This window comes from Streptacidiphilus sp. P02-A3a (assembly GCF_014084105.1).
In the GTDB taxonomy this organism is placed as follows: Bacteria; Actinomycetota; Actinomycetes; order Streptomycetales; family Streptomycetaceae; genus Streptacidiphilus.
The window spans coordinates 4,414,071-4,436,768 of the sequence record NZ_CP048289.1; the positions used below are offsets into that span (position 1 = coordinate 4,414,071).

The window sequence follows — 22,698 nt, forward strand, 5'->3', positions numbered from 1 at the left end:
GAAAGGAGCGAGGCCATGGACAACGCCATCGCCATCGTCGGGATGTCGGGACGGTTCCCCGGCGCCCCGGACGTGCGGACCTTCTGGACGAACCTGCTGGCCGGTGTCAGCGGCATCGTCGCTCCGACCGACCAGGACCTGGACGCCGCCGGAGTGCCGCCGCACGTCCGTGACGATCCCGCCTACGTGCGGGCCACCGGCGCACTCGACGGGATCGAGCAGTTCGACGCGGAGTTCTTCGGCCTGACGCCCCGCGAGGCGCAGCTGATGGACCCGCAGCAGCGGATCTTCCTGGAGTGCGCCTGGCACGCCCTGGAGGACTGCGGCCACCGGGCTGGTGAACAGCTTCCGGCCGCCGTCTTCGGCGGCACCGGAGCCAACGGCTACCTGCTGTACAACCTGGCGCCGCACGCCTGGCTGCGCGACCCCGCGCACGAGTACTCGGTGATCCTCGGCAACGACAAGGACTACCTGGCGTCCCGCGCCTCCTACAAGCTCGGCCTGGCCGGACCGAGCGCCACCGTGCAGACGGCCTGCTCGACCTCGCTGGTCGCGGTCGCCATGGCCTGCCAGAGCCTGCTGGACTACCAGTGCGACCTGGCCCTGGCGGGCGGATCGGCGGTGGTCGTCCCGCACCGCGCCGGCTACCTGTACCAGGAGAGCGGGATCGCCTCCCCGGACGGCACCTGCCGCCCCTTCGACGCGGACGCCAACGGCACCGTGCGCGGCAGCGGCGCCGCCGTGGTGGCCCTCAAGCGGCTCGATGACGCGCTCGCGGCGGGGGACACCGTGTACGCGGTGATCCGCGGCTGGGCGGTCAACAACGACGGCTCGGCCAAGGCCGGGTACACCGCGCCCTCGGTCGGCGCGCAGGCCGAGGTGATCGCCCTGGCCCACCAGCTCGCCGACGTGGAACCGGCGACGATCGGCTTCGTCGAGGCCCACGGCACCGGGACCACCCTCGGCGACCTGGTCGAGGTCGAGGCGCTGCGCCAGGCCTTCGCGGGCGCCGACGGGCGCTGCGCGCTGGGGTCGGTCAAGGCGTCGATCGGGCACCTCGACGCGGCGTCCGGGGTGACCGGCCTGATCAAGGCCGCGCTCGCGGTGCGGCACGGCCAGGTGCCGCCGACGCTGAACTTCCACCGGCCCAGCCCCGCCGCGGGGTTGGCGAGCAGCCGGTTCTTCGTCAACGCCGAACCGGTGGACTGGCCGGTGCCCACCGGGCCGCGCCGGGCCGGGGTCAGCTCGCTGGGCATCGGCGGCACCAACGCGCACGTGGTGCTGGAGCAGGCGCCCGACCGGCCGTCGGACGCCGGGGCGGACGCGCCCCCGCTGCTGCTGCCGCTCTCCGCGCGCACCGACACCGCCGTGCGGCAGGCCGCCGAGCGGCTGGCCGACGACCTGGAGCGGACCCCCGCCGACCTGCCGATGGCGGACGTCGCGCACACCCTGGTCACCGGGCGGGCCGTGTTCGGCTCCCGGATCCACGTGGTCGCGGCCACGGCCGGGGAGGCCGCGGCGGCCCTGCGCACGGCCGCCGCGCCACCCGTCGGCGGCGCGACCACCCGCCCGCTGGCGATGATGTTCCCCGGCCAGGGCGCCCAGCACCCGGGGATGACCGAGTCGCTGTACCGCTCCCAGCCGGTGCTGCGCGACGCGGTCGACGAGTGCGCCGCACTGCTGCGCGCCGACCTCGGAGCGGACCTGCGCGACCTGCTCTTCCCCGGGACCGACCCCGCCCGCACCGCCGCGGCGGCGGCCCGGCTGGAACGCACCGAGTACACCCAGCCCGCCCTGTTCACCGTGGAGTACGCGCTGGCCCGGCTGTGGCACAGCTGGGGCGTGCGCCCCGACGTGATGGTGGGGCACAGCATCGGCGAGTACGCCTGCGCCTGCCTGGCCGGGGTGCTCAGTCTGCCCGACGCCGCGCACCTGGTCGCACTCCGCGGCCGACTGCTCGCGGCCCAACCCCCCGGCGGCATGCTGTCGGTGGCACTGGCCGAGGGCGAGCTGCGCCGACGGCTGCCGCCGGGCGCGGCGATCGCCGCGGTCAACGCCCCCAGGCAGTGCACGGTCGCCGGCCCGCGCCCGGAACTGGACGCGCTCGCCGCCGCGCTCACCGCCGACGGGGTGCGGGTCACCGCCCTGCGCACCTCGCACGCCTTCCACTCGCCGCTGGTCGCGGGCGCCGTCGAACCGTTCCGGCGCGCGGTCGGGCAGCTGACGCTGAACCCGCCACGGCAGGCCTACGTCTCCTCCGTCACCGGCGCGCCGATCACCGCCGAACAGGCCACCGACCCCGGCTACTGGGCCGATCAACTGGTACAGCCGGTGCGCTGGCAGCAGGCGCTGCGGACCGCCGCCGGTCCCCGCGCCGTCCTGCTGGAGGTCGGCCCGGGCCAGTCGCTGGGCGCGCTGGCCCGGCTGGGCCTGGACGTCGACGCGGGGCACGTGGTCGCCGCCACCCTGCCGCGACCCGGCGGGGACGAGCGGCGCGCGGTGCTGGAGGCGGCCGGACTGCTCTGGGAAGCGGGCGTCGCGGTCGACCTTACCGCCGTGAACGGCGCCCCCGGCCACCGGGTCCCGCTACCCGGATACCCGTTCCAGCGCCGCCGCCACTGGATCGACGCGCCGCAGCGGCCGACCGACGACGGCGCACCGGCCGCCGACCCGCGGCCGCGCCCGGTCACCGCCCCGGACGGCCCCGGGGCGGCGGACACCGAGGCGGTCCGGGCCGCCGTCGACCAGGCGTGGGCGGAGGTGCTGCTCGGCGCCCCACCGGCGCCGGAGGACGACTTCTTCCAGCAGGGCGGCCAGTCCCTGATCGGCGTGCAACTGCTCTCCAGGATCTCCCAGTTGGTCAAGGTCCGGCTGCCACTGCAACTGATCTTCGACCACCCGACCCCGCACCGGCTGGCGCTCGCGGTCGTGGCCGAGGCACTGCGCGGCGCCGCCCGTCCGGACCTGCCGATCACCCCGGCCGACCGCGGCGGCGCCCTCGCCCTCTCACCCGCCCAGGAACGCCTGTGGGTGATCGAGCAGTTGGAGCCCGGCGGCAGCGCCTACAACGTGCCGCAGACCCTGATGCTGGACGGCGAACTCGACCGGGCGGCGCTGGAGCGGACGTTCACCGCGCTGGTCGCCCGGCACGAGGCGCTGCGCACCCGGATCGGGACGCACGGCGACGCGCCGGTGCAGGTCGTCGGCGAACCGTACCGGGTCACCGTGCCGCTGCTGCTGCCGGGCGGCGGGACCGGGGACACCGAGGCCGAGGCCGGGCGGATGGCGCTGGCCGAGCTCCAACGGCCGTTCGACCTGGTGCACGGCCCGCTGCTGCGCGCCGCGCTGATCCGGATCTCCGCCCGGCGGCACCTGCTGGTGGTGACCGTGCACCACCTGGTCACCGACGGCTGGTCCTACCTGGTGCTCACCCGCGAACTCGTGGAGCTGTACGACGCGTTCACCACCGGCCGGGAACCGCAGCTGCCGCCCGCGCCGCTCCAGGCCGCCGACCACGCCGCCTGGCAGCGCGCCCTGGTCAGCGGCGGCCACCTGGCCGAGCAGACCGCGTTCTGGACGGAGTACCTGGACGGCGCGCCCACCGCGCTGCAACTGCCGACCGACCGGCCGCGCCCGGCGGTCCAGCGCCACGTCGGCCGACGGCACCGGATCCAGGTGCCCGCGGCCCTCACCCGGCAGCTGGCCGCGCTGAGCGCCGCGCGGGGCGCCACCCCGTTCGCTACCCTGCTGGCGCTGTTCGCCGCCGTGCTGCACGCCCACGCCGACACCCGGGACCTGCTGGTGGCGACCCCGGTGGCCGGACGCGACCGGGCCGAACTCGAAGGCATCGTCGGCTACCTGGTGAACACCGTGGTGGTGCGCGCCCGGCTCGACGGCGTCGGGACCGCCGCCGAACTGGTCGACCGGGTCCGCGAGAGCGCCCTCAAGGCGCTCAGCAACCCGGACGTGCCGTTCGACCAGGTCGTCCACCTCGCCGGGGCCGGGCGGCAGCTGGACCGCAACCCGCTGGCCCAGGTGCTGTTCACGCTGGAGAACCGGATCAACGGGGACGTGCGGCTGGCCGGTCTGGAGCTGTCGCCGGTCGACCTCGACCCGGGGATCGCCCAGTTCGACCTCGCCCTGCACCTCCAGGAGCGGCCGGACGACGGCCTGGACGGCTGGTTCGAGTACGACCAGGAGCTGTTCCAGCCGGACACCGTGGCCCGGCTCGCCGAGCACTTCCTGGAGGTGCTGCGGCGCGCGGTGGCCGATCCGGAGCAGAGCCTGGCCGCGCTGGTCCGGGTCCCGGACCAGGTCCGGCGGCTGCTCACCGAGGTGTGGAACACCGGTGCCGAGCGGCTGCCGGAGACGGACTCGCTGGTCGACCTGTTCGCCGCCGCGGTCGCCGCCGGACCGGACCGGCCCGCGGTGGTCGACGGCGGGCGCACCTGCCGCTACCGGGAGCTCGACCAGGCGTCGGACCGGATCGCCGCCCTGCTCACCGGCCACGGGACGGTCCCCGGCGACCGGGTCGGCGTGCTGCTGGAACGCGGCACGGACCTGATCGCCTCGGTGCTCGGCGTGCTCAAGACCGGCGCCGCGTACGTGCCGCTGGACCCCACGCACCCGGCCGAACGGCTCGGGCTGGCGGTCGCCGACAGCGGCGTCCGACTGGTGCTGACGCAGCGGTCCCTGGCCGACCGGCAGCCGCCCGGCGAGGTGGTCCCGCTGTTCGTGGACCGCCCCGGGGCCGACGCCCCGGCGGTCGGCTTCCGGCCCCGCCCGGTGGACCCGCTGAGCCCGGCGTACGTCATCTACACCTCCGGCTCGACCGGCCGCCCGAAGGGCGTCGAGGTGAGCCACCACAACGTGGTGCGGTTGCTGAGGTCGAGTCAGCGGCACTTCGGCTTCGGCCCCGACGACGTGTTCGCGCAGTTCTTCTCGCACGCCTTCGACGTCTCGGTGTGGGAGGTCTTCGGGGCGCTGTGCCACGGCGCGGCGCTGGTGGTGGTGCCGTACTGGACCAGCCGCGACCCGGACGCGGTGGTCCGGCTGCTGGCCGAGCGGCGGGTCACGGTGCTCAACCAGACCCCGTCGTCCTTCCAGTCGCTGATCGAGGCCGACGGCCGGTCCACGGCCGGTCCGTCGGCGCTGCGCGCGGTCGTGCTCTGCGGCGAGAACCTGGACGTCGGCATCCTCGGCCCGTGGTTCGACCGGCACGGCGACCAGCGGCCGGAGATCGTCAACATGTACGGGATCACCGAGACCACGGTGCACACCACGTACCGCCGGATGACCGCCGCCGACGTCCGCCGCGAGGTCGGCACGCCCATCGGCACGGCCCTGCCCGACCTGGTGATCCGGCTGCTGGACCAGGACGGCGAGCTGGTGCCGGTCGGCAGGGCGGCGGAGATCTGCGTCGGCGGTCCGGGCGTGGCCCTGGGGTACCTCAACCGGCCGGAGCTGACCGCCGGGCGCTTCGTCGCCGACCCGTTCGACCCCCGGCCCGGGGCCCGGCTGTACCGCTCGGGCGACCTGGCCCGCTACGGCGGCGACGGAGAGCTCTACTACCTCGGCCGGGCCGACCACCAGGTCCAGATCCGCGGCTACCGGGTCGAACCGGGCGAGGTGCAGACCGTGCTCGCCGGACACCCCGGGCTGGCCGGGGCGGTGGTGGTCTCCACCACGGCGCCCGACGGCGGCACCGAACTCGTCGGCTACCCGGTGCCGCAGCCCGGTGCCGAGCCGCCGAGCACCGCCGAGCTGCGGGACTTCCTCGGCGGCCGGGTGCCGGAGTACATGGTGCCCACCCACCTGGTGCCGATCGCCGAGATCCCGCTGACGGTGAACGGCAAGGTCGACCGGGACGCGCTGCCCGCGCCGGTACGGCGGACGCCGACCTCGCGGGTCGCCGGGACCCCGGTGGAGAAGGAGGTCTGCCAGATCTGGTGCGAGCTGCTCGGCGCGTCCTCGGTCGGCGTCGACGACGTCTTCTTCGAGATCGGCGGGAACTCGCTCTCGGTGGTGCGGGCCAGGAACCGGCTGACCCAGCGCTTCGGCGTGGAACTGCCGCTGCGGGCCCTGTTCGAGGAGCCGACCGCGGCCGCCGCCGCCCGCATGGTCACCGCCGCCCTGTCGGCCGCGGGCGGTCCGCGGGCGGCGACCGGCGAGCCGCTGACCGACCCGGCCGCGCCGTCCCCGCTCTCACCCGAGCAGGAGGGCATCTACCTGGCCGAACAGGTGACGCCCGGCACCTCCGCCTTCCACATCGGAACGGTGGTGCGGCTGCGCGGAGCACTCGACCCGGACCGGCTGGCGGACGCGCTCACCCAGGTGGTGGCCCGGCAGGAGGCGCTGCGGGTCGGCTTCGTGGACACCCCCGACGGTGTCCGGATGCGGCTCGCCGAACCCGGCCCCGGACCGCTGACGGTGCGGCAGCCGCCCGCCGGAGGGGACCCGGAGGCCTTCGCCGCCGAGCTGTACCAGCGGGAGCTGGCCCGCCCCTTCGACCTGGAGCAGCCACCGCTGGCGCGGGCCGCACTCGTCCCGGCGGGGGAGCGGGAGCAGCTGCTGGTACTGGTGGTCCACCACCTGGTCTGCGACGGCTGGTCACTGGGCGTGCTGCTGGACGAGCTCGCGGCGGCCTACGCCGACGGCCCCCGGCCGCTCCCGGCCACCGGCTACCGCGAGGCGGCCGCCCGCGCCCGGGCCCGGACGGAGTCCGGCGAGACCGCGGCGGACCTGGAGTGGTGGCGCCGTCACCTGGACCGCCACCCGGTCGGCGCACCGCTGCCGGAACTGCCCGGGGCGCCCGCGAGCGGCCCGTTCCGGGCCACCCGGCGGACCATGACGCTGCCCGCGGAGCTGCGCGGCCAGGTCATGGCGGCCTGCCGGGTACTCGGCGCGACCCCGTTCGCGCTGCTGGCCACCGCCTTCCAACTGGCGCTGACCTCGGTCGGCGTCGCGGCCCCGGTACTCGGCTTCCCGACGGCCGGCCGCACCCCGGCGGACGAGGGCCTGGTCGGCTGCTTCATCCGCACCGCCGTGCTGCCCTCCGCCGAGCGCGCCCCGACCTTCGCCGACGCGGTGGGCGGGACCCGCGACCACCTGGTGGCCGCCCTGGAGCACGGCTCGGTACCGGCGGACGCCGCCCGGCCCCGCCAGGACCTGTACCACGCCTGGTTCGTACTGCAGAACACGCCGCCGACCGGCCCCGGCCCGGGCGGCACCGTCGTACAGCCGGTCCCGCAGCGGACCGGCACCACCAAGTTCCGGCTGGCGCTGGACATCACCGACACCGGCGACGAACTCGTCTGCTGGTGGGACTACGCGGCCGACGTGCTCGGCGAGGAACTGCCGCAGCGGGTGGCCGACGGCTTCCTCACGGTCCTGACGGCGGCCGTGGCCGAACCGGCGACCGCCCTGGACGAACTGCTCGCGGCGGCCCGAACGGCACCCGCGACCCGGCGGCCCAGGGCCGGGCTCCGCTCGGTCTCCCGGCGCGCCCCTTCCCACCCGGCTGCTCCCCACCCGGCCCCGCAGCCCGACCAGCACCGCCGGCACGGCGACACCAAGCAAGGAGATGAGTGTTCATGAGCGCGCAGTTCACACGCGCGGGGACGGTCCGCAGGGTGGTCCGGTCCGCGTCCGGCCCCGACGCCGTCACGATCGAGCCGCTGACCGCCGACAGCCGCGTGCCGATGGTGGTCCGCCCGAAGGAGGCCGGGACCGACCTGGCGACCTGGGCCGCCGCGGGCCGCGACTGGGTGAGCGAGCGGCTGCTGGAACACCGCGCCCTGCTGTTCCGCGGCTGGCCGGTGACGGACGCCCCGGCCTTCCAGCGGTTCGTCGCCGCGGTCTCCGAGAGCGAGCCGCTGCAATACCGGGACCGGTCCACCCCGAGGGACGAGGTGGGCCAGAACGTCTACCTGTCCACCACCTACCCGGCGGCCGAGCGGATCGAGCCGCACAACGAGGGCACCTACTGGTCGACCTGGCCGCAGAAGCTGTTCTTCTGCTGCCTGGTCGCACCGCCGGTCGGCGGCGAGACCCCGATCGCCGACAACCGCCGGGTCATCGAACGGATCCCGGCGCCGGTCCGCGAGCGGCTGGAACGGCTCGGCGTGCGCTACGTGCGCAACTACAACAGCGGCTTCGGCCTCACCTGGCAGGAGGCGTACCAGACCGACTCCCGGGAGGACGCCGAGCGCTACGCCGAGGCCAACGGCACCGCCACCGAGTGGCTGGACGGCGGCCGCCTGCGGACCGTGCAGATCCGCCCGGCCGTACGCACCCATCCGGTCACCGGCGAGAAGCTCTGGTTCAACCACGCCGGGTTCTTCCACATCTCCAGCCGCGACCCGCAGATGCGCGAGGCACTGGTCGAGGCGCTGGGCGTGGACGGCCTGCCGACCAACACCGCCCACGGCGACGGCTCGCCGATCCCCGACGAGGACGTGCGGGCCATCAACGAGGCGTACCTCGCCGAGGAGACCGCCTTCCGCTGGGAGACGGGCGACGTGATGCTGCTGGACAACATGACCATGGCGCACGCGCGCCGCCCCTACCAGGGCGACCGCAAGATCGTGGTGGCGATGACCGACCCGGTGACCGCCGAGGGCATCGGACAGGCCGACGGGACCGCCGCGACCGAGGGCGAGGAGGCGCGATGAGCGAGGACATCACGGGCTTCCGGGTCGCCCCGGCGCAGCACCACCTGCACCGGCTCCGGTCGGCGCTGACCGGCCGGGACCCGTTCGTGCTGCGGATCGAGGCGCGGCTCCCGGCCACCGCCGACCCGGAGCGGCTGCGGCAGGCCCTGCTCGCCGAACTGGCGCGGCACGAGGTGCTCCGCACCCGGGTGCTGGCGGCCTCCGGGGTCGGCGTCCCGGTGCAGGTCATCGCGGACGAGCCGGGGATCGGCGGGGACAGCGCGGCGGACGCCGACGCGGACGCGCCGGTCCGGCTGAGCGTCGGCGAGCCGGTCGACGGCGTCCGGCGGCTGGCCCTCGCGGTCGACCCGGCGGTGGCCGACCTGGCCACCCTGGTCGGGCTGCTCGCGGCCGTCCTCGGCCGCGCGGCCGAGGACCCGCGGCAGGAGCCGGTCCAGTACGCGGACGTCGCCGAGTGGTTCCACCAGCTGCTGGAGGAGCCGGAGACCGCGGGCGCCCGGGACCGCTGGCGCCGGGTGCTGGCGGCCGAGCCGGCCGAGCCCGACCTGCCGCTGCGCCCGGCCGACCCCACACGCTTCCGGCCCGCGTCCGTGGCGCTGCCGCTGGACCCGGAGCTGTCCCGCCGGGTCGCCGCGGACGCCGCCGCACTCGCGGTCACCGAGGCCGGGTTGACCGCCGCCGCCTGGGCCCTGGCCCTCGGCCGCGGCGCGGGCGAGGAGCCGCCGCCGCTCGGCGTGACGGTGAGCGGCCGCGCCGCCGAGGAACTCCGGGGCGCCCCCGGCCCGTACGACCGGACCGTGCCGATCGCGCTGCCGACCGGCGTCCGGGACACCGCCGGGCTGGCCCGGGCGGTGGACGCCGCCGTCCGGCAGGCCGCCGACGACGTCGACGTCTTCCACTGGGACGGCGCCCACGCCGCCGACAGCGAACCCTACTGCCGGTTCTCGGCCGGTCACCTGGACCTCTCCGCGCTGACCGCCGACGGCCCGGCCGTGACCGGCCCGGCCGTGACCGACCTGGCCGTGACCGACCTCGCGGACCGGTACGACCTGCGGCTGCTGGTCGTCCGGCACGCCCCCGACCGGCTCGAACTGCGCCTCGGCTACGACACCGACCGCTGCCGACGGCAGACCGCCGAGCTGCTGCTGGGCCGCACGGCCGCCGCGCTGGCGCAGTTCCGCGCCGACCCGGCGACCCCGCTCGACGGGATCGCGCTGACCACCGAGCGGGACGCCGAGCTGTCCCGGCGGCACGGCACCGGCGAGCCGCTGCCGGACTCCGACGCGACCGTGCTCGACCTGATCCGCGCGCACGTGCTGGCCCGGCCGGACGCCCCCGCCGTGGCCGCCCACGACGGTCGGCTCGACTACGCGGAACTCGACGCGGCGGCCGACTCGCTGGCCGCCGCGCTGCGGGCGGCGGGCTGCGCGCCCGGGGACCGGGTCGCGCTCTGCCTGGAGCGCGGGGTACTGGTCCCGGTGGCCGTGCTGGCGGTCCTGCGCTGCGGCGCCGCCTACGTGCCGCTGGACGGCCGCAACCCGGCCGAGCGGCTGGCCGGGATGGTCGCGGACGCCGGTGCCACCGTGCTGCTGGCCGACGCGGCCGGACAGCGGGCGCTGGCCGGGGCGGTCCCCGAGCTGCCGGTGGTGGACCCGGCCGCGGCCTGGTCCACCGGCGCCGTCGGCGAGGCGGCGCCGGTCGCACCGGACGCCTCGGCCTACGTGATCTTCACCTCCGGCTCCACCGGTCGGCCCAAGGGCGTCGAGATCACCCACCGCAACCTGTCCCACTCGATCCGGGCCCGGCTGCGGGTCTACCGGCCGGAGCCGGACAGCGCCTCGCTGCTGATCCCCACCATCGCCTTCGACAGCTCGGTGGCCGTCCTGTTCGGCACGCTCAGCGCGGGCGGCTGCCTGGTGGTGCCCGCCGAGAAGGAGTCCGGCGACCCGGCCGCGCTGGCCCAGCTGGCGGTCGAGCACGCGGTCACCGACGTGATCTGCGTCCCCTCGCTGTACCGCCCGCTGCTGGAGGAGCTCGCGGTCCGGGAGCAGGTCCGACTGCGCCGCGCCCTGGTGGTGGGCGAGGAGTGCACCGTCGCCCTGGTCGCCCGGCACCACGAGGTGCTGCCGCGGACCCCGCTGTTCAACGAGTACGGGCCGACCGAGGCCACCATCTGGTGCACCGTCCAGCAGGTGGCCCCGGACGGGACCGAGCGAGTGCCGATCGGCCGCCCCCGACCCGGCGTCCGGCTCTACCTGGTCGGCCCGGACGGCGCGCAGGTGCCGTACGGCGCCCGCGGCGAGCTCTACATCGGCGGCCCGAGCGTGGCGGCCGGGTACGTCGGCCGCCCCGAGCTCACCGCGGAGCGCTTCCTCGACGACCCGTTCGACACCGAGCCCGGTGCCCGGGTCTACCGCACCGGCGACCTGGTGCGCTACCAGCCGGACGGCGTACTGGAGTTCCTCGGCCGGTCGGACCGCCAGGTGAAGATCCGCGGTTTCCGGGTCGAGCTGGAGGAGATCGAGAGCCGGCTCGCGGCGCAACCCGGCGTCACCGCGGCGGCCGTGCTCACCCGCACCGACCCGGCGGGCGCGACCAGCCTCGCGGCCTACGTCGTGCTGCGCGCACCGGCCACCCCCGAATCGGTGCGGACGGCGGCCGAGCGGACGCTCCCGGCCTACATGGTGCCCGCGATCGAGGCGCTGCCCGAGCTGCCGTCCCTGACCAGCGGCAAGGTCGACTACGCCGCGCTCCGGCAACTCGCCCCGGCCCGGGCCGCCACCCCGTACCTGGCTCCCCGGACGCCGGTGGAGCAGGCGCTCGCCGAGGTCTGGCAGCAGGTGCTCGGAGTCGAACGGATCGGCGTCGAGGACAACTTCTTCGACCACGGCGGCGACTCGATCCGGGTGGTCCAGGTCCGCGCCCAGGCGCGTCGGCACGGACTGCTGGTCCAGGTCACCGACCTGATGCGGCACCGGACCATCGCCGCGCTCGCCCCGCTGGTGACCGCCGTCGAGAGCGGCGGCGAACCGTCCGCGAGCCGGGCCGAGCTGCTGCCGGAGAGCGTGCGCGCCGGACTGCCGGACGAGCTGGAGGACGCCTGGCCGCTGTCCAGCCTGCAGGCCGGGATGCTCGTCCACAGCGCCTACGAGCACGGCGACCGGCTGCTCTACCACGACGTCACCACGCTGCGGCTGGGCTCGGCGCTCCAGGTACCGGCCTTCGAGTCGGCCGTCGCCGAGCTCTGCCGACGGCACGCCATGCTCCGGGTGTCGTTCGACCTGGGCCACGCCGCCGGGCCGCTGCAACTGGTCCACCGCGGCGTCCCGACCCCGCTGCGCGTGGTCGACCTGCGCTCCGTCCCCGACGACGAGCAGCGCCGACAGGTGGACGCCGACGTCGAGGGCGAGCGGACGACCCCGTTCGTCCTCCAGCAGGCCCCGCTGGCCCGCTTCGTGCTGCACCTGCTCGGCGCCGACGAGTACCAGCTGACCTTCGCCGCGCACCACGCGGTGCTCGACGGCTGGAGCGTCAACGTCATGCTGGCCGAGCTGATGGACTGCTACCAGCACGCGGCCGACCCGTCCGCCCCCGCCCCGGCCCCGGCCCCCGAGGCCAGCTACGGGCGCTTCCTGGCCCTGGAGCAGGCCGCGCTCGAAGGGCAGGACGCCGACTGGTGGGCCCGCCGCACCGAGGACCTGCCGACCGTTCGCCTCGGCGGCAGCGGCTTCGCCGACGGCCTCAGCGAGAAGCGGCTGGGAGCGGAGTTCGGCGCCGCGACCAGCGACGCGCTGCGCGACGTCGCCCAGCGCGCCGGGGTGCCGCTCAAGAGCGCGCTGCTCGCCGTCCACCTCAAGGTGCTGGCGGTGATGACCGGGCACCAGGACGTGGTCACCGGCCTGGTCACCAACGGTCGGCCGGAGGACGAGGACGGCTCCGAGTCGATGCTCGGACTCTTCCTCAACACCCTGCCGCTGCGGACCGCGCTGCCCCGGGGCAGTTGGCTCGACCTGCTCGCCCACGTGTTCGCCGAGGAGCGGGAGATGCTTCCGCACCGGTGGTACCCGATGAACCGGATCGGCCAGGGCCGGGCCGCGGACTCGCTGTTCGAAGCCACCTTCAACTACGTGCACTTCCGCCACTACGGCGAACTGTCCACCCGCAGCGGGCTCGACGTAATCGACGCCCGGTTCCACGGGGACACGAACCTGCCGCTGGTCACCGACTTCGTCCAGGACCCGGTCAGCGGCCGGATCGAGCTGTCGATCGCCTTCGACCCGGCCCGCTACCGGCCGGAGTTCATCGAGGCGATGGTCGACCGGTACCGGGCGGCGCTGGACCTGCTCATCGCGGCGCCGGAACTGCCGCACACGGGCGCCCCGCTGCTGTCACCGGACGAGCGGACCCGCCTCGACGCCGCCGCGCACGGCGCGCGCACCGGCCCGGCGCCAGCCACCCTGGTGCCCGCACTGGCCGCCGCGCTCGCGGACGCCGGTGACCGGACGGCGGTGGAGGGACCCGACGGGTCGGTCACCCACGCGCGGCTGCTCGCCGACGCCCGCGCCCTCGGCGCCGCGGCCCGCGCGGCACTGACCCCCGGCGCGGACGGCGCCGAACCGGTCGCCGCGCTGCTGCTGCCGCGCGGCGTCGACCTGGTCACCGCGGCCACCGGCTGCCTGCTGGCGGGCGTGCCGTTCGTGGTCTGCGACCCGGGCCAGCGGCCGGAACGACTGCGCGCCATGCTCCTCGACGCCGGGACCGGCCTGGTCGTCGCCGCCGAACCGGACCGGCTCGGCGCCGCCCTGCCACCGGGGGTGCCCTGCCGGACACCGGAGCAGCTGCGCGGCTCCGGCACCCCCGGCCCGGACGCCGACCCGCACCCCGAGGCACTCGCCTACCTGGTGTTCACCTCGGGCAGCACAGGCCGTCCGAAGCCGGTGGCGGTGCCGCACCGGGCCCTGGCCAACCGCGTCGCCTGGTCGCAGCGGGAGTACCCGCTGCGCGCGGAGGACCGGGTACTGGCCCTGGCCTCCCCGGTGTTCGACTTCGCCATCTGGGAGCTGTTCGGACCGCTGCTGGCCGGAGCGCGGACGATCGGGGCCCCGGAGCTCAGGGACACCAGCACCGGCCTCGCCGAACTCCTGCGCGACACCCGGGCCACCGTCGCCCACCTGGTGCCCTCCCTGCTGGGCGGACTGCTGAACGACCCGGCCCTGGCCGACGGCAACGACCTGCGGCTGCTGCTGGTGGGCGGCGAGGCGTTCCCCGCCCAGCTGCTGGCGGAGCTGCGCGGGGCGCTCGGATGCGAGGTGGTGCACCAGTACGGTCCGGCGGAGGCGACCATCGACGCCACCTTCCACCGGTGCGGCCCGGTGGAGTCCGGGCCGGTCGGCGGACCGGCCACGGTCCCGATCGGACGCCCGGTCGACAACGTCACGGTCCACCTGCTCGGCGACAACCTGCTGCCGGTGCCGCCCGGTTGCCCCGGCGAGGTGTTCCTCGGCGGCGCGGCGCCCGCCCGCGGCTACCACCGCCGCCCGGGCCCCACCGCCGAGGCGTTCCTGCCGGACCCGTACTCCGGCGCCCCCGGCGCCCGGCTGTACCGGACCGGGGACCTGGCCCGACTGCTGCCGGACGGCTCGCTGGAGTTCCTCGGCCGGGTCGACGACCAGGTCCAGGTCAACGGCGTACGGGTGGAGCCGGGCGAGGTCGAGGCCGCGCTCTACGCCGCCGGGCAGCTGGCGGAGGCCGCGGTCGTGGCGCTCCCGGCACCCGGCGGCGGCGCGCAGCTGGTGGCGCACGTGGTGCCGCGCGCCGGGATCCGGCTCACGGCCGAGGACGTGCTCGACGGCCTGGCCGGGCTGCCGGACGCGCTGCGCCCCGGCCTCGCCGTGGTCCACGGCGACCCGCTGCCGCGCACCGCCAGCGGCAAGCTCGACCGGGCGGCGCTGCGGACCGCCGAACTGCCCGGACCCCGGACCGAGCGGGTGGCACCGGCCACCGAACTCGAAACCCGGCTGGCCGCCCGCTGGTCGGAGGTGTTCGGCAACGGCGAGATCGGGGTGACCGAGGACTTCTTCGAGCTCGGCGGCGGCTCCCTGCTGGCCCTGCAGCTGGTGGCCCGGGCCCGGCGCGACGGGATCAAGCTGACCCCCAGGCTCATCTACGCCCACCGGACCATCCGGGCCCTGGCCGAGCTGCTGAGCGGAACGAAGCCGCCCACGGCCGCCCCGGCACCGGGCGGCACCCCCGCCGCGCTGGTGGCGCTGCGCTCGGACGGCGACCTGCCGCCGTTCTTCTGCGTGCACGCCAGCAACGGCTCGGCCGCCCCCTACGCGGCGCTCGCCGCCGGGCTGCCCCGGCGGCGTCCGTTCTTCGCGCTGGACGCGGAGGGGCTGGCGCCCGACGGTCCGGAGCTGGCCTCGGTGCCCGCTCTCGCGGCGCACTACACGGCGCAGGTCCGGGCCCAGCAGCCGCACGGCCCCTACCGGATCGGCGGCTGGTCGACCGGCGCCGCCATCGCCCACGAGATGGCCGCGCAGCTCAGGGCGGCGGGTGAGGAGGTCGCCGCGCTGGTCCTGCTCGACCCGCCGACGCCGACCCGGCTCTCCGCCCCGCCCGAGCACGCCCTGCTGCTGTGGCTGTTCCTGCGGGACCTGGCGGGCCTGGTCGGCCGCCCGAGGCCGCCGCTGGAGGTCGAGCAGCTGACGCCGCTCGACGCCGAGGCCCGTCGGCAGGCCGTGCTGTCCGCGATCCGCACGGCCGGACTGGTCGGTGCGGAGGCGATGCCGGAGGTGGTGGCCCGGATGGGCGTGTTCTGCGCCATGGTCTCGGCCGCCGCCGTGTGGCAACCGGCCGACTACGACGGCCCGTTGACCCTCCTGCTGGCCGGTGGGCCGGATCCGGCGGCGGAACGGCTGGCCGGCTGGCGGCCGTTCACCACCGCCCGGGCCACCGCCGAACCGGTGGCGGGCGACCACCACGGCATGCTGCGCCAACCGGCGGTCGCCGCGCTGGCCGAGCTCCTCGACCGCTTCCTGGACGAGTAGCGACCCCGCCCCGGCGCCGCCGCACCCGCGGCGGCGCCGGGTACCCGTCCAGGCGTCACACATGGAAGGCAGAGAATCATCATGGAACCGCTCGACTGCGTCGTCATCGGCTACAACGAGGGTGACTTCCAGGAGTACCGCGCGATCTGCGAGGGCAGCGGCGCCTGGTCGCCGACCCAGCAGATCTACAGCAAGGAGTACCTGGAGGTCGACGGCCGCCACTACTCGTTCATGGACGGCCTGAGCGTCCTGCGGAACCGGGCCACCGGCCGCGACGACCGCTACCACGTGGGCGAGGTGCACAACCTCGCCGGTATCTACCTCAGCAACTTCCTGCACAAGGCGGGCTTCACCGCCGAGGCGGTCTCGCTGTTCAGCGCCGAGTTGGAGCGCCTCACCGACCTGCTCGGACGCGGTCCGGCGGTGGTCGCGGTGACGACCACGTTCTACGTCAACATCATGCCGGTGCTGCCGGTCATCGACTTCGTCCGGGAGCACGCGCCGGACGCCCACATCGTCGTCGGCGGGCCGCTGGTCGACAACCTCTGCCTGGACGGCCTCGACGGGCAGGCGCAGGACATGATGGACGCCATGGGCGCCGACAGCTACATCGTCGAGTCCCAGGGCGAGGCCGCGCTGGTCGAGCTGGTCGCCGCGGTCAAACAGGGCAGGTCCGTGGACGGCCTGGCCAACGTGATCACCCTGCGGGGGGAGAAGTGGCTCTCCGGCCCCAGGACGCCGGAGGCGAACAGCGTCGACCACGCCTCGATCAACTGGTCCGCCTTCAGCCCGGAGCTGATCGGCCGCACCGCCCAGACCCGGACCGCCCGCAGCTGCGCGTTCAAGTGCAGCTTCTGCGACTACCCCCAGCGCGCCGGCGCGCTGACCACCTCCTCGGTGGACACGGTGCGCCACGAACTCCGGCAGATGGCCGAACTCGGGGTCAAGAACCTGGTGTTCGTGGACGACACCTTCAACGTTCCGCCGAAGCGGTTCAAGGAGATCTGCCGGATGCTCATCGAGGAGGACCTGGGACTGAACTGGTACTCCTACTTCCGCTGCTCCAACGCCCGCGACCAGGAGACCTTCGACCTGGCCGCCGAGAGCGGCTGCCGCGGCGTCTTCCTCGGCATCGAGTCCGGCGACCAGGACATCCTCGCCGCCATGAACAAGTTGGCGCAGGACGCCCAGTACCGCAACGGCATAGCCGAGTTGAAGAAGCGGGGGATCACCACCTTCGCGTCGATCATCGTCGGCTTCCCCGGCGAGAACGAGACCACGGTGCAGAACACGATCGACTTCCTCAACGAGACCGGGCCGACCTTCTGGCGCGCGCAGGCCTGGTGGGGCAACCCGAAGGCCCCGGTCTACCAGCGCAAGGAGATCCACGGCATCAAGGGTGAGGCGTACAACTGGTCGCACCGCACCATGGACTCGGCCGAGGCCGCGCGGTGGTGCGACGTCATGTTCGACAAGGTCACCGAGTCGACCTGGCTGCCGCTGTACGACTTCGACTTCTGGGCGCTGCCGTACCTCGACGGCATGGGCATGAAGGTCGACGAGTTGCTGCCGATCCTGCGGATCTCCCAGGAGATCATGCGCGAGCGCGGCCGGGCCGTACCGGACGCAGTCCGGCTCGCCGCCCTGAACGACAGCCTCTACAAGACCGTCGCGGCCGTCGGCATGGCCCCCTCCCGGTTCGCCTTCGGCAGCCGCTGACCGCACCGACCACAGCGCCGCAGCCCCGCGGGCCGCTGGACCGGTTCCCGGAACCGGACCAGCGGCCCGGCACGACCGCACCGCCGGACCTCGCGGAGCGGACACCGCGGTGTGCGAGGATCACGCCATGGCCAGAGGTACCCCTCCACCGCTCGACGCGCCGCACGTGCCGAAAGGCCGCACATCGGCCGCCGCCGTGCTGGCGGCACTCCTCGACCGCTCGGTGCAGCAGATCGCGCAGGCCGCGGCCGACGTCCGCCGGTTCGACCGGGAAACGATTCGCGCGGCAGCCGATGTGTGGGACAACAACGTGCAACCGCTGTTCTGGGCGGTGAGCACGTCGGACGCCGACGAACGCGAGCGGCGGGCGACGGTGGCGCTGGAATGGATGGCCGGTTTCGGTGAGCGGCGGCGCGCGTGGATGATCGAGCAGGCCGCAATCGCCGGACACGACCTTGAGCCGCTGCTCCTGTCGGCCGAGCCGGACCTCCCGGGCCGCGACTACCTCGGACATGTCACGGCACCGCAGTGCCGACTCACCCGGCAGAACGTGGACGACCTGGCCCCCGACTACGAGCTGGCAGCGGCGTCCGTTCGCCGGCTCCGGATCGAGCGGGCCGGGACTCACCTGACCGCCTTCCTCCAGCTGGTTGTCGACCGCAGGTTCGCCCTCGGCGCGAGCACCGACGCGCCACCCGCCCTCCTGGGCATGTGGCTGGACGGGGTCACCGGCGCCGCCTTCGACCTCCCCGACACCCGGGGAGTGACCCTGGACGCCGATCCGCAGGGGATCGCGATGTCCCTGGGCACGGCCGGGCGGCTCCGCGCTACCGGCGGCGAGTACCGCCTCGACGACCGCTCATGGCACCTGTCGGCCGCCGGTCGGCGTGCCGACGCCGTCACCCCGCCCCGCACCGCCGAGTCGGGCCGACTCCGTCACCCACCGGCCGGGGAGCTGGGAGCCGATGCCCGCGCCGCTGCTGTCCTGCTACGCGGCGTCATGCTGGAGCTCCGCTCGGTGCGCTACGCCGACCGCGCCGATCACGTACCCGTACTCCGCCTGTGCCGGGCCCTGGAGCGGGCCGGTGGAGCGATCCTGGCGGCGGGCTCCCGACGCGGCTCCCGCCGTCGGGAGGCGGCATTCCGCGACCTGATCCGCACCTGGGCCGAGCGGGGAGGCCCCGAGACCACCCGCTGGCTCACCGGCGTCCTCAAGCGGCACGCGGGCCGGACGGATCTCATCGAGGCGCCTCGGGCCACCGAACGAACTCCTCCCTCCTCCGCCGACAGCGCGCCCGGGTCCGCCGTGCCCTCGCAGGCGGTTCTGACCCTGGCCGCCTGGACGGCGGCACACACCCGCCACGGCTCGGAGCACCCGGCCACGGCGCAGCTCCAACTCGCCCTACCGCCAAGGGGCGAGAACGCCTCGGGGCGCTGGCGGCTGCGTACGGTCAGCTGCACCGACCCGGACGCCTTCCGCCTTCACACCGATGCGTTCCAGGGCCCTGGAACGCTCGTCCAGGTGGGGAAGCCCACCGCCGCCCGCAGTCTCGACCTCCACGGCGGTTCCCTGCTCATCTCGGCCAAGGACGGCTGGAGCGCCGAGGTGAGCTGACCCCGAGGTCGGTGCGGCGGCAACTAACTGCTCAGGTTGCTCAGGGTTTCGATGTTCTTCCAGCCGGAGTCGCCGGAGAGGAGGACTATGTCGCCGCGCAGGCCCAGTGTCTCGACGGCCTGGCAGGCGGCGGCGGTGACCGCGGCGGTCTGCAGTCCGCCGAAGACCCCGGCCCGGGGCAGCTCCGTGGCCATGGCGACGGCCTGCTGGTGGGTGACCTTGACCGACAGGTCGAAGACGTTCTCGTCGAAGCCGGCCGCGATGAAGGGTGTGCGGTAGTCGCCGTCGACCAGTGCCGCCGTGCCGGGGATCCGCGTGCCGCGCTCGGCCTCGACTGCGATGACCTTCACCTGCGGCCGCTGCTCCTTGAGGTACCGGCCGGTGCCCAGGAGTGTGCCGCCGGAGCCGATCGAGCCGACCACCGCCGTCACATTCGGGAGTTGCGCGAGGATCTCCGGGCCGGTGCCCGTGTAGTGCGCGTCGGGGTTCACCGTGTTGTGGAGCTGGTCCAGGAAGTACCAGCGCTCGGGGTCGGCGTCGTACTCCTTGCGGCAGTACTCGTTTCCCTCGATGGTGAATGTGCCCATGGTCTCCAGCCGGGCGCCGAAGTATTCGATGAACACGCGCTTTTCCCGGGTCAGTTTGCTGGAACTGACAATGTGCACGGGCACGCCGAGCCTGCTGCCGAAGTAGGCGATGCTACAGCCCATGTTTCCGCTGGAGGAGTCCAGGATCGTCTTCTGGGGGCTCCACCGGGGGTCTTGGAGCATCTTGCGGAACATTGCCACGCACGCGCGGTCCTTGACGCTGCCCGTCGGATTCGCACCCTCGGTTTTCACGAAAAGCCGGACGGGGGAGCCGGAAAGGGACCTCAGTTCGATCAGCGGAGTATTCCCGACCTTCCCGGCCTCCGCCTCGAAGCCCTTGACCGACCCACCCTCGAACGTGTGCATGCCCACTCCAGACGATGATCAACTGATTTCGTCCGAACCTACCGCACAGATCAACTTGCCTACACGGTAGCCGAGATGGACAAAAGGCCAACTGATTGCGTCGAATTCCCGCCGTCAGCTTGTGGCACCGGCGCACTGGGGGTGGCCCCAGGTCTGGCCGACGCGGGTGATCGGGTCGCCCTTGGCGTAGGGCTGTGAGCACGGGCAGGTTCCGGGGAACCGCGCGGCGATGGTCCGTGCCTTGCCCGAACCCGAGCCCGGGGAGGCCTTCGCGGTGCCCCCGCTGTCCCCGCTGCCCCCGCTGGTACTGGTGGTGCGTGGGGTGCGCCGGGATGGGGTGGTCCGTGAGGGGTCGGGGGTTGGGAGGTCGGCGTTGGTGCCCTGGGCGGGTTGTTGGGTGCGGGCGGCGTCGCTGGCCGCCTTGTCCGCGATCGCGTTGAGCGGGTCGCCGCCGACCTGGTGCGCGGGCACGTAGACGAAGGTGACGTCGCGGCCGGTCAGGAGGGCGTCGATACGCTGGATCAGCTCGCGGTTGGCCACCGGCTTGCCCGCGGCGGTCTTCCAGCCGTTGCGCTTCCAGGCCGTGAGCCATTTGGTCGCCGCGTCTCGGGTGTACGTCGAGTCCAGGCGTACCTCCAGCGCGGCGGCCGGATCGGTCGCGAGCAGGAGTTGTTCCAGTGCCGTCAGCTCGCCGATGTTGTTGGTGCTGTGTCCCAGCGGCCCGGCCTGCCAGCGCACGGGTACTCCCGTGCTGTCCGCGATCACGTAGGCCCAGGCCGCAGGGCCCGGGTTGCCCTTGGCTGCTCCGTCACACGCTGCGATGAATCGATCGACCATGCCGGTGATCCTTCCAGATCCGGGCGGGTGCTCGTGCCCGGCCCGCGCCGTACCCGTGCCCCCGGGGCGGTCAGTCGGCTGGTACCGGCACGATTTCGCCGATGGTGCGCGGGGGTTGACGCTCCGACGCGAGCGCGCCTAGGGTCACCGGTGCATCCCAAGACATCTGATGTCAGTTGTCTAGACCACATGACCGCTTGTCCCCGAGGGGGTCCTCCGTGAGTCGTTCCCGTGAAGCCGCTCCGTCCCGGCGCCGCGCCTTGACCGGTCTCGGATTGGCGGCCGGCGCGGCTGTGGCGCTGCCTGCGAGCCGGGCCGCGGCGTTGACCGTGACGGGCGGGTTGCCGGTGCTGCAACCCGCCGATGACTGGGCGGCGGTACTGGCGACCACCCCGCAGGTGCAACTACTGCCCGGTGCGACCTATACCCTGGCGGCTGCGGTCGAACTGCCCGACGGCTGCTACATCCAGGGCAACGGTGCCACGGTGACCGTCGCCTCCGACACCATCGGCGCGCTGACCGCGACCGGCAGGAGCGCCATCACCGTCACCGGTGTGCGGTTCCTGGGCCAGGCCGCCAATCCACTCAACACCGCGCCCTCTTTCCCGCATGTCGCCGTCGCCCTGGTCCGCAGTACGGATGTGCGGATCAGCGACTGCGACTTCACCAACTGGCGCGGAGCGGGCGTCACCCTGAACGGATCGGCCGCCGACGACTACTTCGCCTACCGGGTCAAACTCGACGGCAACGCCTTCCTCAACTGCTACTTCGGGGTGTCCGCGGCCGATCGCAGTGAGTACTCGCAACTGACCGCGAACAGCTTCGCCTACTGCCGGTTGGCGATCTGGAACTCCTGCGGCAACTGGAGCGTCACCGGCAACCTGGTCGTCGGCTGCTACGGCGCCTACTACTGCTTCGCCCAGACCAGCCCCTACGGTGCGCTGACGTCGGACAACTGGGCCCACGGCACCGTGGTCGGCAACACGTTCAACCACGCCAACGGCGGCGCCCAGGAGCTGTGGAGCGGCAACGCCGCGTTCCCGATCGGCGGCACCGCCCAGGACCCGGGCAGCGGCGTCGTCGTCAACGGTGCACTGCCGCCCACCTTCACCGGCAACACCCTGTGGTACAGCGATGTGACCGCGATCGGCCTGGCCGGTACCCGCTGGCTGCTGTCCGGTTGTACCTTCTCGAACCTGACCATCGCCTGCACCGGTGCTGCGCCCGTGCTCCTGGCCGGTACCCAGTCCAACGGCGCCGCCAACGCCCCCACGTTGACCGGCAACGTCAAAGACCTCTTCGCCGACCTCTACTGACGCGACGTCAGGCGCCGGCCCTGATGGCATCCGCGGTGGTGGGCTGGATGGAGAAGAACTGATCGAGGCCGACGATCTCGAAGACCCGGTTGAGTCCGTGGTTCAGCCCCGCCAGGGTGACGCGCCCGCCCGCCGCGTCGGCCCGCTGGTGGGCGGTGACCAGGACGGTGATGCCGGTGGAGTCGCAGTAGGTCAACTGCGCCAGGTCGACGACCAGCAGGGAACCCGGGCCGAAGGGCACGTCGTCCAGGGTGGCTCGCAGCTGGGGCGCCGTGTCGTGGTCGAGTTCGCCGACCGCGGTGAGCACGCGGTGTCCGCCGGGAAGTACCCGCAAGGTGGTGGTCAGGGGGCGTTCGGTCACTGGAGCTCCTGGTCGGCGGGCTGTGCCCAGTGAGGCGGTCAGCGCGATTCATGTGAGAGCTTAGAATATCCTACTGACCCCGGGGCCCCGAGGTGGTAGGCGGTGGTGCCGGCCAGTGGTTCGGCGTGAGCGAAGGGTGTCCCGGGGTGTGCTCCGAAAGCGCAGGGCCCGCAGTA

Annotated in this window: 9 protein-coding genes; 6 read left to right on the forward strand and 3 right to left on the reverse strand. The window is 74.1% G+C overall.

What is annotated here, in order from left to right:
- Positions 1-15: 15 nt before the first annotated feature.
- From GXP74_RS19145 to GXP74_RS19165, 5 genes are all read left to right on the forward strand, one after another.
- Positions 16-7,596, forward strand: a complete 7,581-nt coding sequence (locus GXP74_RS19145) for a non-ribosomal peptide synthetase/type I polyketide synthase (RefSeq protein ID WP_182452669.1) — start codon at positions 16-18, stop codon at positions 7,594-7,596.
- On the forward strand, positions 7,593-8,672 hold the full coding sequence (locus tag GXP74_RS19150; RefSeq protein ID WP_182452670.1) for a TauD/TfdA family dioxygenase: 1,080 nt from the start codon (positions 7,593-7,595) through the stop codon (positions 8,670-8,672). Before GXP74_RS19145 ends, GXP74_RS19150 begins: the two co-directional genes overlap by 4 nt.
- Entirely contained in the window at positions 8,669-15,721 is a 7,053-nt protein-coding gene (locus tag GXP74_RS19155) for a non-ribosomal peptide synthetase (protein WP_182452671.1), read from the forward strand. Before GXP74_RS19150 ends, GXP74_RS19155 begins: the two co-directional genes overlap by 4 nt.
- Positions 15,722-15,802: 81 nt before the next feature.
- A complete protein-coding gene (locus tag GXP74_RS19160; protein ID WP_182452672.1) occupies positions 15,803-17,440 on the forward strand; it encodes a PhpK family radical SAM P-methyltransferase in 1,638 nt (545 codons plus the stop codon).
- 127 nt (positions 17,441-17,567) lie between these two features.
- Entirely contained in the window at positions 17,568-19,055 is a 1,488-nt protein-coding gene (locus GXP74_RS19165; protein WP_182452673.1) for a hypothetical protein, read from the forward strand.
- Positions 19,056-19,078: 23 nt separating this feature from the next.
- On the opposite strand, the gene GXP74_RS19170 is transcribed toward GXP74_RS19165, so the two are convergent.
- Together GXP74_RS19170 and GXP74_RS19175 are read right to left on the reverse strand one after the other, a co-directional pair.
- A complete protein-coding gene (locus tag GXP74_RS19170) occupies positions 19,079-20,008 on the reverse strand; it encodes a PLP-dependent cysteine synthase family protein (RefSeq protein WP_182452674.1) in 930 nt (309 codons plus the stop codon).
- Positions 20,009-20,122: 114 nt separating this feature from the next.
- The gene (locus GXP74_RS19175) at positions 20,123-20,845 is read right to left on the reverse strand and encodes a ribonuclease H (RefSeq protein WP_182452675.1); all 723 of its coding nucleotides are present in this window, start codon (positions 20,843-20,845) and stop codon (positions 20,123-20,125) included.
- Between the two features lie 329 nt (positions 20,846-21,174).
- Here GXP74_RS19175 and GXP74_RS19180 point away from each other — a divergent pair, with 329 nt between their 5' ends.
- Positions 21,175-22,161: a right-handed parallel beta-helix repeat-containing protein gene (locus GXP74_RS19180; RefSeq protein WP_182452676.1), complete on the forward strand. Its 987-nt coding sequence runs from the start codon at positions 21,175-21,177 to the stop codon at positions 22,159-22,161.
- 7 nt (positions 22,162-22,168) lie between these two features.
- On the opposite strand, the gene GXP74_RS19185 is transcribed toward GXP74_RS19180, so the two are convergent.
- Positions 22,169-22,522, reverse strand: a complete 354-nt coding sequence (locus GXP74_RS19185) for an STAS domain-containing protein (protein WP_225448042.1) — start codon at positions 22,520-22,522, stop codon at positions 22,169-22,171.
- Between the last annotated feature and the right edge of the window lie 176 nt (positions 22,523-22,698).

Excerpts from the sequence above, each read along its gene's own strand:
- GXP74_RS19145 (WP_182452669.1), top strand. The coding sequence starts at position 16 with ATGGACAACGCCATCGCCATCGTCGGGATGTCGGGACGGTTCCCCGGC.
- GXP74_RS19150 (WP_182452670.1), top strand. The coding sequence starts at position 7,593 with ATGAGCGCGCAGTTCACACGCGCGGGGACGGTCCGCAGGGTGGTCCGG.
- GXP74_RS19155 (WP_182452671.1), top strand. The coding sequence starts at position 8,669 with ATGAGCGAGGACATCACGGGCTTCCGGGTCGCCCCGGCGCAGCACCAC.
- GXP74_RS19160 (WP_182452672.1), top strand. The coding sequence starts at position 15,803 with ATGGAACCGCTCGACTGCGTCGTCATCGGCTACAACGAGGGTGACTTC.
- GXP74_RS19165 (WP_182452673.1), top strand. The coding sequence starts at position 17,568 with ATGGCCAGAGGTACCCCTCCACCGCTCGACGCGCCGCACGTGCCGAAA.
- GXP74_RS19170 (WP_182452674.1), bottom strand. The coding sequence starts at position 20,008 with ATGCACACGTTCGAGGGTGGGTCGGTCAAGGGCTTCGAGGCGGAGGCC.
- GXP74_RS19175 (WP_182452675.1), bottom strand. The coding sequence starts at position 20,845 with ATGGTCGATCGATTCATCGCAGCGTGTGACGGAGCAGCCAAGGGCAAC.